Consider the following 13,421-nt stretch of genomic DNA (forward strand, 5'->3'; position numbering starts at 1 on the left):
GATATCCGTCAGTCGTGATAGCGCCCAGCCGCAGAAGCATCAAAGATCCTCGCGGCGCTGGCAGCAAAGGGTCGAACGCCGCGAACCATTTGGTCGACGCGCCGGGTCGGCATAGGTCAGCAGCTCACTGAAGCCAGCCTTGCGCATCATCCCTGCCGATGCCGCATTCTCTTCGTGACGATCGATATAGATATCGCTGACGCCCAGCCGCCACAGCTCGGTGACGGCCTCGCGCAGAAGGCGCGCGCCCAATCCTCGGCCGACACAGTCGCGATGCACCACCGCCTCGCAGATGTAGCCATGCACCTGCCTGGTACGCGCCGCAGGTTGATAAGCGGCGAAATCCTGGGTCAGGCGATAACTGACGAAACCCAGCAGTTGCCCCTGCTCCTAGGGTCTGTTGCCGTTTCGACGCGAGCCGCGTTGCTGCGCCAAATTGCGCCACGCGAGGCGCGGGATGCAGGTAATGGTCGTTCCCTTGCCAAATCCCGCAACGACGCATGGCGCAATTTGCCGCGCAACCCGAAGGGACGGGCCAGTTTTTGCGTGGTACGTCGTTACTCGACGGCTCATTTGGGCGACCAAACTTCGCCTCTCGCGCCTAGCCCCACGCAAAAACTGGCTCCGTCGCGGCCGTGCGCGAAACGGCAACAGACCCTAGGCCAACACCGCCAGCGTCGTGCTGGCTGCAATACCCTGCAGGTGCTGGCGAACCTCGACTTCGGGGAAATGGTTCCAGGGGTTGGGCCCATGCTCGAGAATCAGCGCGCAGAGCGCCTCGATATCCTCGACACAGGCCTGACGAATGACCCGCTCGCTCATCTCCTGACTCCCCTGAGGCAATACCTCGTTTGATTCAAGAGCGCAGTCTAGAGTGGGCAATTGCCTGACGACAGTGACAGCCAGGCGCGAGAAATGCCTGACAGCGAATCAGTGATCATCGTCCCATGGCTGACCATGGGTACGTTCGGTCAACTCGACTTTCTGCTGCATCGCCGCCTTGGACAGGATGTGCGCACTGACCGGCGCGGTGATGAACAGGAACAGTGTGATCAGCAACTCATGCAGGCTGAGGCTGCCGGTATGGTGCGCAAAGAACAGCATCGAAGCGATCAGCGTACCGCCGACGCCCAGCGTCGTGGCCTTGGTCGGCCCGTGCAGGCGGGTGAAGAAGTCCGGCAGCCGATACAGACCGATGGCACCCACCAGGGCGAACAGACTGCCAAGAATCAGGCAGGCACAAATCAACAACTCCAGCCAGAACGGCATGGTCATTCCCCCTTAATCGATGATGTCGCCATGCAGCAGGTGCTTACCCACTGCGACCGTACTGACGAAACCCATCACCGCGATCAGCAGTGCAGCTTCGAAGAACAGATCCGATGCCAGCCAGATGCCGAACAGCACAATCAACGCCAATGCATTGATATACAGGGTATCCAGTGCGAGGACGCGGTCGACCACGTTTGGCCCTTCGACCAGACGCGCGACATTGAGCAGCATGGCCAGCGTGAGGATGCCCATGCACAGAAAGACTACGTTCTCGAGCATTCGAATATCTCCAGCAGGGGCGCTTCATAACGACTCTTGACCGTCGCAACCAGCTCGTCGCGATCCGGCACATCGAGCCCGTGCAACAACAGCGTCTTGTGGTCGGAACTGATGTTCGCCGACACCGTACCCGGCGTCAGCGAGATGATGCAGGCCAGCGTCGACAGCACGAACTCATCCTCGATCTCCACCGGCACCTCAACGAATGCCGGGCTGAGCCGCGATTTCGGCCCCAGCACCAGCCTGACTACCTGCATGTTGGCCACGACGATGTCGAAGAATACCTTGCCAATGAACAACAACAGCCCCAGCGGCTTGCGTACCCTGGGCACGTTCAGCAGAAAGTCGCCGCACAGGTGCACGATCGCCCAGCCGAGAAACAGACCGAGCAGGACATGCCCCAGGTTGAAGGTGTTGACCAGCAGCAGCCAAAGCACCGTCAGCACCAGCATCATCCGCGGATGGGGGAAGAAACGCCTCATGCCGCACCTCCGGCAATGATCGACAGATAGGGTTGCAGATCGAGCAATTGCGCAGCAGCAGCCTCCAGGTAGGTCATGATCGGCGCCGCAGCGACCATCAACAGCGGACTGGCCAGCAGCAAGCCCAGCGCAGCCAGCAGGCTGACGCGGTCAGCCGGTTCGGCTTTAGCAGGTGCCGCATCGGCGCCATGGCCCAGCCAGAACAGACTGGTACCGGCGCGGCTCAACGCCACCAGGGTCAGCAGACCGCCGATCAGCACCACCGGCCACAGGCTCCAGGCCTGCCAACCCGGCTCCGCCGCTCGCAGCAGCAACATCTTGCCGAGGAAACCGGAGAACGGCGGCAACCCAGCCACGGAAATCGAAGCGAAAAAGAACATGCAACCCAGCACCAGCGGCTGACGCAGCACACGCTCCTGCTGCAGATCGCCACCGGCGCTGTCACGCTGGGCGACCACCAGGCCGGCCAGCAGGAACAACGCCGCACTGATCAGCGTGCTATGCACCATGTAATAAAGCGCAGCACTCAATGCCGCTACGTTACCCATGGCGAAGCCAGCCATCAGCGTGCCCACCGAGACCACCACCAGATACGCCAGCAACGCCTGCAACTGTCGCGCACCCAGAGCACCAATCACACCGAAGGCAATGGTCGGCAGTGCCAGCCACCAGAGCAGCTCATGGCCTAGGTTGGTCAGCGGCCCAGCCTCTTCGCCGAACACCAGGGTGAACACGCGGACGATGGCGTAGAAGCCAACCTTGGTCATGATCGCGAACAACGCCGCCACCGAAGCGGGCGCCGCGGCATAGGCGCGTGGCAGCCAGAAACACAACGGCAGCACGGCAGCCTTGAGGCCGAAGACGATCAGCAACAGGTAGGCCGCGGCCTTGATCAACGGTGCATCGGCGACATCGGCGCTGGCTACGCGCGCTGCCAGGTCCGGCATGTTCAGGGTTCCGGTCAGGCCGTACAGCAGGCTGACGCCGATCAGGAAGAACGAAGAGCCCAGCAGGTTGAGCACCACATAGTGCACGCCCGCCTTGACCTGACTGGCGCGGTTGCCATGCAGCAGCAGCGCGTAGGACGAGATCAGCAGGATCTCGAAGAACACGAACAGGTTGAACAGGTCGGCGGTCAGGAATGCACCATTGATGCCCAGCAGTTGAAACTGGAACAGCGCATGGAAGTTCGGCCCACGCTCATCGTCGCCACGACAAGCGTAGATCAGGGCGAAGCAGGCGAGCACGGAAGTCAGCAGCAGCAGCGCAGCGTTGAAACGGTCGAGCAGCAGCATGATGCCGAACGGCGGCGCCCAATTACCCAGGGCGTAGACCTGCAACTGTCCGGTTCCGGCCAGCGCCACCAGATAGGCACACACCGGCAGCAAGGCCAGGCAGCCCACCAGGGAAATGCCGCGTTTGAGCGTACGCGACCAACTGTGGCCGACCAGCAACAACGCGCCAATGAACAACGGCAACAGAATGGGAAGGATGATGGCGTGACTCATGCGCGCGGCTCCTCGCCATCGACGTGATCGGTTTTCAGTTCACCCATGCCACGCAGGGCCAGCACCACGACGAACGCGGTCATGGCGAAACCGATGACGATGGCGGTGAGCACCAGTGCCTGTGGCAGCGGGTCACCGTACTCGGCGCTCTTGCCGATCACCGCCGGCACACCCGTGCCGAGCCGGCCCATGGCGAAGATGAACAGATTGACCGCGTAGGAGATCAGGGTCAGCCCCATCACCACCGGAAAGATGCGCGCACGCAGCAGCAGGTAGACGCCGCTGGCAGTCAGCACCCCGAGGGTGATTGCGAATACTGCCTCCATATCAGATGACCTCCTTGCACGACTCGTCCTGACTGACATGGCCGATGTTGGAAAGAATCAGCAGGGTGGCGCCAACAACGGCCAGATACACCCCGAGATCGAAGAGGATCGCGGTAGCCAGCTCGATTTCGCCAATCAGCGGAATATGGAAATGGCCGAACGCCGACGTCAGGAACGGCGAGCCGAAGAGCCAACTGCCCAGCCCCGTCAACCCGGCGATCAGCACGCCCCATCCGGCGGTGGCGTGATAGCTGAACTTCAGGCGCTCCTGGGTCCAGGTCACACCGTGGGAGATGTATTGCAGAATCAACGCCACCGCAGTGATAAGGCCGGCGATGAAGCCGCCGCCCGGCAGGTTGTGCCCGCGCAGGAAGATGAACGCCGAAATCAGCAGTGCCATCGGCAGCATGGCACGCGCCAGGTTGTCGAGGATCATCGGATGGGCATCGGTCGACCACGGACGACCGTTCTTGTCATGGGCAGGATGCGGCAGGTGCAGGCCATGCAGCAGCGCGTAGATGCCGATGGCGGCAATCGCCAAAACGGTGATCTCACCCAGGGTATCGAAACCACGGAAGTCCACCAGGATCACATTGACCACATTGGTGCCACCACCGCCGGAGACGCTGTTCTCGAGGAAGAACGACGAAATGCTCTGATAGGGACGGGTCAGCACCGCATAGGTCAGCATCGCCACCATGGTGCCGCTGCCCAACGCCAGGGTCAGATCACGCAGACCACGCAGGCTGCTCGACTCCGCCGGAGTACGGTCGGTCATGAAGTACAGGGTGAGAATCAGCAGGATGATGGTCACCACCTCTACCGACAACTGGGTCAGCGCCAGATCCGGCGCCGAGAAACGGGCGAAGGCCAATGCCACCATCAGGCCGGCAGCGCTGAGGATCATCAGCGCCACCAGGCGACGACGATGGAAGACCACGGTGAGTACGGCGGTGACCATCAGAATCAGCATGCCGGTGACGGTCAGCGGATCGATGGGTGTCATTGGCACGCTACCGGCCAACTGCTCGAGCGGCGACAGCGCGATGATCACCAGAGTAAGGGCACTGCCCAGCATCCAGGCCAGATAGCGCTGCTGCGAGCCGCTTTCCAGCAGCACGGTGATGCGCACGGACAGGCGCGTCATGTAACGCACCACCTGATCGAAGGCATCCTTGGCATCCAGGTTGGGCAGCCCCTCGTACCAGCGGAACAGCGGTTTGCGGCAGGTGTAGACGATGATCCCACCGAACAGCGCAACGAAACTCATCAGCAGCGGCAGGTTGAAGCCGTGCCAGATGGCCAGGCTGTACTCAGGCAGCTCGCCACCCAGGGTCGAAGCGGCGGCGGCGGCCAACAACGGCGCTACCGTGTAGGCTGGCACGATGCCGACCAGCAGGCAGAGGAAGACCAGCACCTCAACCGGCACTTTCATGTAGCGCGGTGGCTCGTGCGGCGGGTACTTGGGCAGGTCGAGCGGCTCGCCGTTGAAGAATACGTCATGGATGAAGCGCAGCGAGTAGGCCACCGAGAACACGCCGGCCAGGGTTGCCGCTGCCGGAATCACCCAGTTGAAACCGCCCAGCAGGTGCTGGTGCAGGGTTTCGGTGAAGAACATCTCCTTGCTCAAAAAACCGTTGAGCAGCGGCACGCCAGCCATGGCCGCAGCCGCCACCATCGCCAGCACGGCCGTATGTGGCATGTACTTCCACAAGCCGTTTATACGCCGCATGTCGCGGCTGCCGGTTTCGTGATCGATGATGCCCGCGGCCATGAACAGCGAGGCCTTGAAGGTGGCGTGGTTGATGATGTGGAACACCGCCGCTACCGCAGCCAGGCGGGTATCCAGGCCGAACAGCAGGGTGATCAGGCCCAGGTGGCTGATGGTCGAATAAGCCAGCAGGCCTTTGAGGTCATGCTGGAACAGCGCCATGCACGCCCCCACCAGCAACGTGGCCAGACCGGTCAGACTGACCATGTAGAACCACCACTCGGAGCCAGCCAGCGCCGGGTACAGGCGTGCCAGCAGGAATACCCCGGCTTTGACCATGGTCGCCGAGTGCAGATATGCCGAAACGGGTGTCGGTGCCGCCATCGCATGCGGCAGCCAGAAGTGGAACGGGAATTGCGCCGATTTGGTGAACACACCCAGCAGCACCAGCACCAGCGCCAGCGGATACAACTCGTGCGCACGGATGGCATAGCCGGCGGCCAGCACCTGCGACAGCTCGAAGCTGCCGGCGATGTGGCCGATCAGCAGGATGCCGGCGAGCAGCGCCAGACCACCGCCGCCGGTGATCGCCAACGCCATGCGCGCGCCCTTGCGGGCTTCGGAGCGCGAACCCCAGAAGCCGATCAACAGGAACGACGACAGGCTGGTCAGCTCCCAGAACATCAGCATCAACAGCAGGTTTTCCGAGAGCACCACACCGAGCATGGCGCCCATGAACAACAGCAGGAAAGCGAAGAAACGCCCCATTGGCTCGGTCTTGGCCAGGTAATAACGGGCGTAGAGGATCACCAGCAGACCGATGCCGAGAATCAGCAAGGCGAACAGGAAACCCAGGCCGTCGAGGCGCAGGCTGAGGTTCAGGCCAAGATGCGGCAACCACTCAAGCTTGACCCGCAGCACTTCACCGGCAAACACCGCTGACTGGTGGTTGAACAACAGGATCAGCGCCGCAACGGGCGCTATGGCCGCTGCCGCCGCGCAGGCGGAACGGCCCAGGCGATCAGCCAGCACGGGTAGAAACAGCCCCAGAAATGGCAAGGCGACAATCAACGCAAGCGCCATCGAAAAACCCCTTTAGCAGGCACGCCAGGTCAAACGACCCAACGACGAGAATTGGAGTCGCAACTCCCTGACGGTGACAGTCCATGCACCACAACGAAGCAGCTAAGTCGTTGTCGGCATAAGCATAACGACCGATTATCCATAACTATCAAGACAACGTCATGCATTGAATTATCGTTAAACACACTTGGTAACATGCAGGCGACTGGAAGTGCTGCTAAAAGCCGACCACCACTATAGCGAGGCCACAAAAAATTGCCGGGAACGCTTCTTTTGCGCAAGCCCGACAAGTTGTCGCCCGGGATCACTGACAACAAAAAAGCCGGAGCAACCAAAGCTGCTCCGGCTGGCTTGTAACGATCAGTGGGTAACGCGACTGGTACCGTTGACCGTCATGATGCGCACGCGCTCGCCGACGCGGAACACCTGGTTCGGCTCGACTTCCTGGACGTAGGCGCGCATGGTGCCGTCGTCCTCACGCACGGTGATCTCAACACCCTGAGTCCGGGTCAGACCTTCTTCAGCAGCGGCGCCCAACAAACCACCGGCAACGGCACCGACCACAGCCAGGACCGCGCTGCCGCGCCCGCCACCGAGGCCACTACCACCGATGCCACCAACCACAGCACCGGCACCTGCACCGATCGGTGTCTTGGTCCCTTCGATCTTCACCGGGCGCAGCGATTCGATGGTGCCCATGCGTACTGTTTGCACCGCTCGGGCCTCATCGCGGCTGTAGGTATCGCCGGTCAGGCTGGACTGACAGCCCCCGAGGGCCAGCATCGCGGCCAGCGAGGTAATGAGCAGAGTGGGTTTACGCATAGCAATTCCTCCAGAGGTATCTCAATCCATTAGACGCCGGGCGAGCGTAACTGTCACGGCGGAGCCTGAACAATAGTTATTTCAGACAGACCAAGTTCAGCCAGGTTCGCCCTATCAGGAGCGAGCAAGGCGCCAGAGCCGGGCGATATCCGCGGTACGCGCCTGCAACTCAGCCGCCGCACAGGCCATCGCCTGCTCCAGGGACAACGGGCCCGGCGCCAGGCTGAATGCAGCTTCGATACCCGCCTCGTACAGCGCTTGATAGTTGTCGCCCAGGCTACCGGACAAGGCGATGACCGGCACCCCGGCCGCACGCGCCACGCGCGCTACGCCGACCGGTGTCTTGCCGTGCAGGGTCTGGGCATCCATGCGCCCTTCCCCGGTAATCACCAGATCCGCGTTCTCCACCGCCGCGGCGAGGCCGGACAATTCGGCCACCAGCGCGATACCGGGGCGGAAACTGGCCTTGAGGAAGGCACGAGCAGCGAAACCGAGACCACCCGCAGCGCCCACACCGGGAAACTCGGCATGATCCTCGCCCAGCGTCGCCGCTGCGATACGGGCAAAGCGGCCGAGTGCCGTATCCAGCTCCGCGACATGCTCAGGCGTCGCCCCCTTCTGCGGACCGAACACCGCAGATGCGCCGCGTGGCCCGCACAAGGGATTGTCGACATCGGCGGCGACCTCAATCTGCACCTTGAGCAAACGTGCGTCGAGCCCGCTCAGATCAAGCTGGTCGAGACCGGCCAAAGCCGCACCGCCCGGCGCCAGTTCCCGCCCCTGGGCATCGAGAAAATGCATCCCCAGCGCCTGTAACAGGCCAACACCGGCGTCATTGGTGGCACTGCCGCCCAGCCCCAGGATGATTCGCGTAGCACCGGCGTCCAGCGCCTCACGGATCAGCTCGCCAGTGCCGAAGCTGCTGGCCAGACGGGCATCGCGCTGTTCACGCGGCACCCAGTGCAGACCACTGGCCGCTGCCATCTCGATGACCGCCGTGCCCTGCCCCAGCCAACCCCAATGCGCCTTGACCGGCTCACCCATGGGGCCCCGCACCTCACGCTCACGGCGCTCGCCACCGACGGCGGCCAGCAACGCATCGACCGTACCCTCGCCGCCATCGGCCATGGGCCGCAGCAAACACTCGGCCTCGGGAAACACCTGCTGCCAACCGCGGGCGATGGCAGCGGCCACGTCGGGTGCGCTGAGGCTCTCCTTGAAGGAATCAGGAGCAATGACGATTTTCATGATAGGTACCTCGAAAGGAGGCAGGCGACCATAGCCGCCTGCCGATAAAGCGGATTACAGCAGAACCAGGCTGAGCAGCCAGACGGTGATGATGCCGGCGATCCCCTGGATCAGGGTTGCGACCGTCTGCGCACGGTAGGCCGTGGAGACCTTCATACGGCTGAACTGGGTCACGACCCAGAAAAAGCTATCGTTGGCATGGGACACCGTCATCGCACCGGCACCGATGGCCATTACGGTAAGCACGCGCCCCATCTCGCTATCGAGCCCCAACTGACCGAGCAGCGGTGCGACCAGCGCCGAGGTTGTGACCAGTGCCACCGTGGTAGAGCCCTGAGCACTCTTCAGCGCAGCGGCCACCACGAACGGCATGAACAGGCCGATCCCCAGCGCCGACAGGGTCGTACCCAGGTAATCACCCAGCGGCGTAACCTTGAGGATCGCCCCGAACGCGCCACCAGCACCGGTGATCAGCAGGATCGGCGCGGCGGACACCAGCCCATCGGCGACGTAATCATGGAATTCCTGACGCTTATCGTTGCTCTTAAGCAACGTGCAAGCCAGCGCCAAGCCGACCAACAGTGCCGCGATGGGCTGGCCGAAGAAATTCAGCAGACCGAACAGCAGGCCATCGCCAAAGGGCTTGCTAGGGAACACGGCAATCGAGCCTAGGCAGATCAGCACGATGGGCACGAAGATCGGCGCGAAGGCCTGGAAAGCGTTGGGAAGCTTGCCATAGCGGGCCTTGAGCGCCTCGAAATCGACCGCATCGTCGAGCAGCTCGCTCGGCGCCTCTTCCAACAGCTCCTTGTCGTTCTGCTTGAGGAAGCGGTTGGCCCAGAGCATACCGGCCAACGCAGTAACCAAGGAGACAAACAGGCCGACGACAATCACCAGACCCAGCGAGCTTTCAAGGCCGAGGTTACCGGCGGCGGCAATCGGGCCGGGGGTCGGCGGCACGAAGGTGTGGGTGGCATAGAGACCAGTGGCCAGAGCCACGCTCATGGCCACCACGGATACCTTCATGCGTGCGGCCAGGGCGTTTTTCAGCGAGTTGAGGATGACGTAGCCGGAATCGCAGAACACCGGAATCGACACCAGATAGCCGATGATCGACATGGTCAGCGTCGGGAACCGCTGGCCTAGTAGGCGAATCACGGTTTCCGCCATGGTGATGGCAGCACCACTACGCTCGAGGATCACACCGATGATGGTGCCCAACGCGATGACGATACCGATGTATCCGAGGATGCCACCGAAGCCAGAAGCGACGGTCTTGAGAATCTCGGGAGCGGGAAGTTGATAGGCGAAGCCGGCGATGATCGCGGCGCCTAGCAAGGCGAGAAAAGGATGAAGTTTCAAACGTGTAGTGGACAGTACGATGAACGCGATGAGCGCCACCAGGATCAGGACCAGGCCCATGACCAGTCTCCTCGTTGTTGTTATGACCGGACTCGATGTCCGACTGGGAATGCCGACAGGCAGGCAATTGTGGCTCAGCCCTGAGCAACAGACCCTGTGCAGCAGCACCAAAAGATAGGAAGCCTGGTGTGGTAATTTCGTTCAGCCGCACAACATTGCTCAGGACGCCTTGTTGTCTTCCCCCCCCAGCAGACCAAGCCCCAGCGACAGCTGCAGACGCTGATCGAAGCGATTGAGGTCGAGCCCGCTCAACTCGCCGATGCGTTCCAACCTATAACGCAACGTATTGCGATGAATGCCCAACTCCTGCGCACAGGTTTGCACCTGGCCGTCATGCGCACACCAGGCTTCCAGCGTCGCCCTTAGCGTGCCTTGTGGGTCCTGCATCAGCACCTGCCGCAACGGCGCCAGCCAGCCCTGCAGCAACCAACTGTGGCGCTGGGCATAGAGCAGCGTCGGCAGACGCAATTCGTCCAGACGCAGCAGACGACGACCAGGGAAACGCGCCTGACCGTAGGCCTGAAGATCGCGCAGGACCAGGCTGGCCTGGCGCAGCTCGGTCAGGTCATGCAGCGGATCGCTGAGCGCCAGCGAGCTCACGCCCCACTCGCGTTCGTCAGCCTGTTGCAGCCAGGCGCGATCATCGCGCGTGGTGCTGTAAGGCCGACACCAGAGCAGCTCATGACGCCCGAGCGGCGCTACCAGATGTTCACTCTTGCCCCCCAGTGCGGCGAGCAGACGCGCCTGACGCGGCAGCGGATCGCCCTCTCCATCGAGTTGCAGCAGGCACATCTGTCGTGGCCAGGTCAGTTGCAGGCCCAGGCGTTCGGCATCGACCTCGAGACTGGACAGGCGCAGCATGGGGTCGAGCAGCTGTCGCAACCAGGCCTCCTGCTGATGCCGCTGCCAATGCCGCTCGGCCTGCAACACGCGATGCTCGACCAGCATCTCCGCAGCCATACGCACCAGCTCGGCATAGGGCCGCACGATCTCGGGGTCACCGGTGATACCGAGCACGCCAATCAGGCGTTCGGCATGCAGCAAAGGCAGGTTGACACCGGGTTTGACGCCACGCAGGCAGGCCGCCGCCTGCGCATCGATTTCCACCACACGTCGGTTGGCCAGCACCAGCTGTGCACCTTCATGACGGGTGTGGAGGCGGCTGGGGTCGCCGCTGCCGATGATCATGCCCTGGGCATCCATCACGTTGATGTTGTGCGGCAGGATGGCCATGGCGCGGTCGACTATGTGCTGCGCCAGGGTGGAGTCGAGTTCGAGCATGAGAAACGGCCTCGCGAATGAGGCCGCTATTGTAGGCGTGTCAGCAGCGCCTCACGAAGTATCCCTCGCAGCGCCGGCGAAACCTTCAGGTAGCCAGGGAAGCGCTGAAAACCGTCATTCTCGCGCAGGCGGGACAGCCGCTCTATCGCTGAACAGCGCTTGCGCTGGCCCGCAGGGGAATAATCCAGAACCTGCGAATCACCTGGGCTCCCGCCTTCGCGGGAGTGACGATAAATGGCTTTTCAGAACATCCCTAGGATTTACTCCGCAGCAGGCGCTGCAGCGCTCTCCACAGGCTTGTCCTCTGCTGGTGCTTTCGCCTTGGCCTGATTGCGCCGAGCCTCGGCACGGTGCCGTCTGGCCTGCTGCTTGGCATGCAGCGCCTGCGACGCCGTCACCACGCCAACGGGCTGGCCTTGCAGATCCAGACGCGGTGCATTTTCCGTCATGGCAGCCCAGTAGCGACCGCCACGGCACCAGGCGGCAATACCCGCCTTGAGCTGCTCAGCGGTGATGCCGAGCAACTGCAGATGCTGCTCGGCGTCCTTGAGAATGCCCTCTTTCAACGGCACCTTGGGCGCCGGATTGACCGGGAAGGCCAAGGGGAAGTGCTTCTGCAACCGCCAGATCGCCTCGACGGTAGGATCCTGCTCGCGCGGCTTGGCTTTGGGCGGTTGCTTGCGCTTTTGCGGCTTCGCGCTCTCGGTCTTTACCTGCTGGACCTGCTGCTTCTCGGCGCGCAGGCGGTCACGTAGCTCGGCTAATTGTTCAAAACCCATCGTTCGGTTCGCAGCGTCCTGGTTGGTTCGTGGCGCAAGGGTATCTTATGTGCTCGTTTCGTACAGCCTTATTGATAGCTGGGGTGCTTGGCTGCAGGTGATGGACAGACGTTTGAGGGACTTGTAGAGGGCCGCTTTCGGCAAAAAAGTGGGCCGGTGCGCAGGTTTAGCGGACCTCGATCAGGGCTTGGAAGCGCTTACGAAATACCAGCAAGATTCACCTGGCAGTTGATGCTCATGGACTGCCCATCGAGTTTGAAATTACGGGGGGTCAAATCAATGATTGCACCCAGGCTCCCGCATTGATTGCCAAGCTCCCGGAGGCAGAAACCATTGTCGCGGACAAGGGCTATGACAGCGAGAGAGTTCGGGAGCAGGTTGAGCAACAAGGGGCCAAGGCCGTGATCCCGAGAAAGCGTAACTCCGTGAAAGGCCACGCGGATCTGGACAGAGGCCTTTACCGCAACCGGCACTTGATGGAGAACGCCCTCGCCCGGCTAAAGCACTACCGGGCGGTGGCATCTCGGTTCGACAAACTCAAGAGAAATTACGAAAGCGTCGTGGCCATGGCCTGTGCCTTTCTCTGGTTACCTATGTGAAACGGCAACAGACCCTAGCCAAAGCGCTGGCAGCGTGACCAACGGGCGTTGCCCCAGGTCGCCTGACCTCATGGTGCGCTCAGCAACATTGACTGCCGTGCAAGGCGGCGCGCTGCGCCGAATTAGAGTCATGTGCAGCTCCTAACCTACCAGAAGCAGCCCTTTATTAGCCGACGCTCACGCCTACCGGGAGCTAAAACAACACCGCGAGGCTGTAGCCATTCGGCGCTGAGTATCAAATGGTCTTCTCAAGCGCGCTCAGCAACTGCTCGATCTTCTTCTCATTGCGCTTGTAGTAAGTCCAGGGGCCAACGCGCTGGGATGTAACCAGCTGAGCTCTCTGAAGGGCTGCGAGGTAGTTTGATACGGTCGACTGGGACAGCCCTACTCTTTCCTGGATGATGCTCACGCACACACCAAGCTGATCAGGATCTGCTTCCTGCTCAGGAAAGTTCTTCCTTGGATTCTTGAGCAGGGTGAGGATGGCGAGGCGTGTTGGATTATCCAGAGCCTTTAGCGCTTCGCTGAGGTCGATGTTCATAGTCAATGACACATGGCTGGTTTTCGCTATTTTACGATATTTCAATTTTAGTTGCTGCGCGCACTCCG

13 protein-coding genes and 2 pseudogenes are annotated in these 13,421 nt (G+C 61.8%); 1 reads left to right on the plus strand and 14 read right to left on the minus strand.

Features of this window, described 5'->3' with window-relative positions; translation table 11 throughout:
• Positions 1-39: 39 nt before the first annotated feature.
• The 13 genes and pseudogenes from PSOLE_RS01710 to PSOLE_RS01765 all read right to left on the minus strand — a co-directional run.
• Positions 40-381, minus strand: a pseudogene (locus PSOLE_RS01710) (N-acetyltransferase family protein); the annotation flags it as partial.
• Between the two features lie 276 nt (positions 382-657).
• A complete protein-coding gene (locus PSOLE_RS23525) occupies positions 658-822 on the minus strand; it encodes a hypothetical protein (RefSeq protein ID WP_373855191.1) in 165 nt (54 codons plus the stop codon).
• Between the two features lie 108 nt (positions 823-930).
• Positions 931-1,269, minus strand: coding sequence for a Na+/H+ antiporter subunit G (locus tag PSOLE_RS01715; RefSeq protein ID WP_004423845.1), 339 nt, complete (start codon positions 1,267-1,269; stop codon positions 931-933).
• Positions 1,270-1,281: 12 nt separating this feature from the next.
• Positions 1,282-1,551, minus strand: a complete 270-nt coding sequence (locus tag PSOLE_RS01720; protein ID WP_074860438.1) for a K+/H+ antiporter subunit F — start codon at positions 1,549-1,551, stop codon at positions 1,282-1,284.
• On the minus strand, positions 1,536-2,033 hold the full coding sequence (locus PSOLE_RS01725) for a Na+/H+ antiporter subunit E (protein ID WP_074860436.1): 498 nt from the start codon (positions 2,031-2,033) through the stop codon (positions 1,536-1,538). The genes PSOLE_RS01720 and PSOLE_RS01725 overlap by 16 nt, the downstream gene beginning before the upstream one ends.
• Entirely contained in the window at positions 2,030-3,541 is a 1,512-nt protein-coding gene (locus PSOLE_RS01730; protein ID WP_074860434.1) for a monovalent cation/H+ antiporter subunit D, read from the minus strand. The genes PSOLE_RS01725 and PSOLE_RS01730 overlap by 4 nt, the downstream gene beginning before the upstream one ends.
• On the minus strand, positions 3,538-3,867 hold the full coding sequence (locus tag PSOLE_RS01735) for a Na+/H+ antiporter subunit C (RefSeq protein WP_074860431.1): 330 nt from the start codon (positions 3,865-3,867) through the stop codon (positions 3,538-3,540). Before PSOLE_RS01735 ends, PSOLE_RS01730 begins: the two co-directional genes overlap by 4 nt.
• A 1-nt stretch (position 3,868) precedes the next feature.
• Entirely contained in the window at positions 3,869-6,661 is a 2,793-nt protein-coding gene (locus PSOLE_RS01740; protein WP_074860429.1) for a monovalent cation/H+ antiporter subunit A, read from the minus strand.
• A 360-nt stretch (positions 6,662-7,021) separates the two neighbouring features.
• Positions 7,022-7,483, minus strand: a complete 462-nt coding sequence (locus PSOLE_RS01745) for an outer membrane lipoprotein (RefSeq protein ID WP_017677796.1) — start codon at positions 7,481-7,483, stop codon at positions 7,022-7,024.
• A gap of 114 nt (positions 7,484-7,597) precedes the next feature.
• Complete coding sequence (locus tag PSOLE_RS01750) at positions 7,598-8,731, minus strand: glycerate kinase (protein WP_074860427.1); 1,134 nt, start codon at positions 8,729-8,731, stop codon at positions 7,598-7,600.
• A gap of 54 nt (positions 8,732-8,785) precedes the next feature.
• On the minus strand, positions 8,786-10,153 hold the full coding sequence (locus tag PSOLE_RS01755) for a GntP family permease (RefSeq protein WP_074860424.1): 1,368 nt from the start codon (positions 10,151-10,153) through the stop codon (positions 8,786-8,788).
• A gap of 159 nt (positions 10,154-10,312) precedes the next feature.
• A complete protein-coding gene (locus PSOLE_RS01760) occupies positions 10,313-11,434 on the minus strand; it encodes a sugar diacid recognition domain-containing protein (protein WP_074860422.1) in 1,122 nt (373 codons plus the stop codon).
• A 260-nt stretch (positions 11,435-11,694) separates the two neighbouring features.
• The gene (locus PSOLE_RS01765; RefSeq protein ID WP_074860421.1) at positions 11,695-12,213 is read right to left on the minus strand and encodes a ProQ/FinO family protein; all 519 of its coding nucleotides are present in this window, start codon (positions 12,211-12,213) and stop codon (positions 11,695-11,697) included.
• A gap of 194 nt (positions 12,214-12,407) precedes the next feature.
• Between PSOLE_RS01765 and PSOLE_RS01770 the strand changes: the two are divergent.
• Positions 12,408-12,812: pseudogene (locus tag PSOLE_RS01770) on the plus strand (IS5 family transposase); the annotation flags it as partial.
• A gap of 235 nt (positions 12,813-13,047) precedes the next feature.
• On the opposite strand, the gene PSOLE_RS01775 reads toward PSOLE_RS01770, so the two are convergent.
• Positions 13,048-13,353: an ArsR/SmtB family transcription factor gene (locus PSOLE_RS01775; protein WP_004423824.1), complete on the minus strand. Its 306-nt coding sequence runs from the start codon at positions 13,351-13,353 to the stop codon at positions 13,048-13,050.
• Between the last annotated feature and the right edge of the window lie 68 nt (positions 13,354-13,421).

This window comes from Pseudomonas oleovorans subsp. oleovorans (genome assembly GCF_002197815.1).
Taxonomy (GTDB): Bacteria; Pseudomonadota; Gammaproteobacteria; order Pseudomonadales; family Pseudomonadaceae; genus Aquipseudomonas; species Aquipseudomonas oleovorans.

Coding starts and splice junctions, on each gene's coding strand:
- PSOLE_RS23525 (WP_373855191.1), bottom strand. CDS start 822: ATGAGCGAGCGGGTCATTCGTCAGGCCTGTGTCGAGGATATCGAGGCG.
- PSOLE_RS01715 (WP_004423845.1), bottom strand. CDS start 1,269: ATGCCGTTCTGGCTGGAGTTGTTGATTTGTGCCTGCCTGATTCTTGGC.
- PSOLE_RS01720 (WP_074860438.1), bottom strand. CDS start 1,551: ATGCTCGAGAACGTAGTCTTTCTGTGCATGGGCATCCTCACGCTGGCC.
- PSOLE_RS01725 (WP_074860436.1), bottom strand. CDS start 2,033: ATGAGGCGTTTCTTCCCCCATCCGCGGATGATGCTGGTGCTGACGGTG.
- PSOLE_RS01730 (WP_074860434.1), bottom strand. CDS start 3,541: ATGAGTCACGCCATCATCCTTCCCATTCTGTTGCCGTTGTTCATTGGC.
- PSOLE_RS01735 (WP_074860431.1), bottom strand. CDS start 3,867: ATGGAGGCAGTATTCGCAATCACCCTCGGGGTGCTGACTGCCAGCGGC.
- PSOLE_RS01740 (WP_074860429.1), bottom strand. CDS start 6,661: ATGGCGCTTGCGTTGATTGTCGCCTTGCCATTTCTGGGGCTGTTTCTA.
- PSOLE_RS01745 (WP_017677796.1), bottom strand. CDS start 7,483: ATGCGTAAACCCACTCTGCTCATTACCTCGCTGGCCGCGATGCTGGCC.
- PSOLE_RS01750 (WP_074860427.1), bottom strand. CDS start 8,731: ATGAAAATCGTCATTGCTCCTGATTCCTTCAAGGAGAGCCTCAGCGCA.
- PSOLE_RS01755 (WP_074860424.1), bottom strand. CDS start 10,153: ATGGGCCTGGTCCTGATCCTGGTGGCGCTCATCGCGTTCATCGTACTG.
- PSOLE_RS01760 (WP_074860422.1), bottom strand. CDS start 11,434: ATGCTCGAACTCGACTCCACCCTGGCGCAGCACATAGTCGACCGCGCC.
- PSOLE_RS01765 (WP_074860421.1), bottom strand. CDS start 12,213: ATGGGTTTTGAACAATTAGCCGAGCTACGTGACCGCCTGCGCGCCGAG.
- PSOLE_RS01775 (WP_004423824.1), bottom strand. CDS start 13,353: ATGAACATCGACCTCAGCGAAGCGCTAAAGGCTCTGGATAATCCAACA.